At 31.1% G+C, this 2,119-nt stretch carries 2 protein-coding genes and 1 pseudogene; all 3 read left to right on the top strand.

What is annotated here, in order from left to right:
• The first annotated feature begins 227 nt into the window (after positions 1-227).
• On the top strand, positions 228-1,046 hold the full coding sequence (locus ACLR9T_RS14045) for an HAD family hydrolase (RefSeq protein WP_017143865.1): 819 nt from the start codon (positions 228-230) through the stop codon (positions 1,044-1,046).
• A complete protein-coding gene (locus ACLR9T_RS14040; RefSeq protein WP_413110103.1) occupies positions 1,046-1,633 on the top strand; it encodes a sugar O-acetyltransferase in 588 nt (195 codons plus the stop codon). Before ACLR9T_RS14045 ends, ACLR9T_RS14040 begins: the two co-directional genes overlap by 1 nt.
• Before the next feature lie 34 nt (positions 1,634-1,667).
• A pseudogene (locus ACLR9T_RS14035) lies at positions 1,668-2,119 on the top strand (DUF1349 domain-containing protein); the annotation flags it as partial.

Here is a 2,119-nt window from a genome sequence, read left to right as displayed (position 1 = left end):
TGCTTTGAATAACAATATAATTCATCTACATAATATTGGATGGGGAATTCTTCACTACCATGTTCAACAGTATCTTTTAAATTATAATCTGTAATTGTTAACTCAGTTTGTTTCATAATATCTCCATATATTTACGACTTGAGAATATTGTAATACATTTAGACAATAAATTCCATTGTTAGTAGATATAAAAGGAATATAATAATATTATCATGGAGGATAATAAGATGAATGAAATAAAAATAATTATTTGTGATTTAGATGGAACATTATTAAATGAAGAAGAAATGATGAGCGAATTAACAATAAATACGATTAAGAAACTAAAAGAAAACGGTTATCTTTTTGGCTATGCCACAGGCAGACCAATCTGTTCTATTGAAAATCTTATGGAAAAGTGGCAAATGAATAAGGATATTGTAGATATCGTGATTGGATTAAATGGCGGACATATTAAAGACTACAGATTGAATAGAGAGGAAAAATGTTTTCAAATAGATGGCAAACTGATTGAAAAGATTATCACACATTTTCAAGGTTTCCCAGTTAATTTTGGTGTATATAAAGATGATTATTTGGCAGTTTTTAAAGATGATGATCTTGCCAAACGATTAGCAACAAGTGATAATATTCCATATATAGTAGAAAACTTTCAAGATATTTATAAGTCAAAACAAAGCAAACTTATTGTCATCACTCATCCATCAGATATGAAATATATTAGAGAACATGGTCAAAAATTGAATCATCCCCATCTCAAATCTTTGCAAGCAGGCCAAATTGAATATGAATATATGGATCCTCAATTATCCAAAAGTTTAGGTTTAGAGCTCGTATGTTCATGGCATGATTTGTCACTTAAAAATTTACTTGCTTTTGGAGATGCTGATAATGATGCTGAAATGATTCGTGATGCTGGAATAGGTGTGGCAATGGAAAATGCAAGTACACTTACGAAATCTTATGCAAATTATATAACAGGAAGCCATCAAAATGATGGTGTTGCTTATTTCTTATTAGAAAAAATATTAGGAGGAAACATTTAATGACAGAAAAAGAAAAAATGTTAGCTGGTGAAATTTATGACTGTGGAGATCCAGAGTTGTTAGAACTTTGGTATTTAGGGAAAAATTTAGCGAGAGATTATAATCTCGCAGATGCAAACAATATAGAGGATAAAAAGAAAATATTAAAACAACTACTAGGTGGCTTTGGTGAAAATTTATGGATTACTGCACCATTTTATGTTGATTATGGTTGTCATATTTATCTTGGTGATAATTGTGAGATCAATATGAATTGTACCTTTTTAGATGATAATCAAATTATTATTGGTAATCATGCTTTGATTGCACTAAATGTTCAAATATATACTGCTTTTCACCCTACTCATTATTTAGACCGCTTTGGAGATAGTGTTGATACTCAATTTAATTTTTGTAAAACAATGACTGCTCCTGTTATTATAGGTGATAATGTATGGATTGGTGGTGGCGCTATTATTATGCCAGGAGTCACAATTGGTGATAATGTTGTCATTGGAGCAGGTAGCGTTGTCACAAAAGATATTCCTTCAAATGTTATTGCTTATGGAAATCCTTGCCAAGTGAAACGTGAAAACAAACGTCGATAGTTTATGTCAGAAAAATGAAAGTGAGGAAATACAAATGATATACAAAAATTTAAAGTGGTTAAATGAAAGTCAATATCATGAAATAGATAATGGAATTGAAATCTACGCACCTGAACATACTGATTATTTTGTTAATCCAGTTAATCATGACGTCATAACATCTGCTCCTTTTCTTTATCAAGAAGTGACAGGTGATTTCATCTTGCGAGCAAAAGTAAGTCATGACTTTTTATCAACATATGATGCTTGCGTTCTACTCGCCCAAGACCATGATAGATTATGGGCAAAAGCATGTTTCGAGTTGACTGATATAGGGACTCATTAAATAGTAACTGTTATGACAAATGAACATTCAGATGATGCAAATGGCGTTATTGTAGACACTCAAGAGATATGGCTGCAACTGGCAAGAAAAGACAATATGTTTGCTATTCATTATTCTCTAGATGGAAGAATATTCTCTATGGCAAGACTAACCTATTTACC

Source organism: Thomasclavelia sp., from assembly GCF_047249845.1.
Lineage (GTDB): Bacteria > Bacillota_I > Bacilli_A > Erysipelotrichales > Coprobacillaceae > Thomasclavelia.
This window is presented reverse-complemented; position numbering and strand designations above follow the sequence as displayed.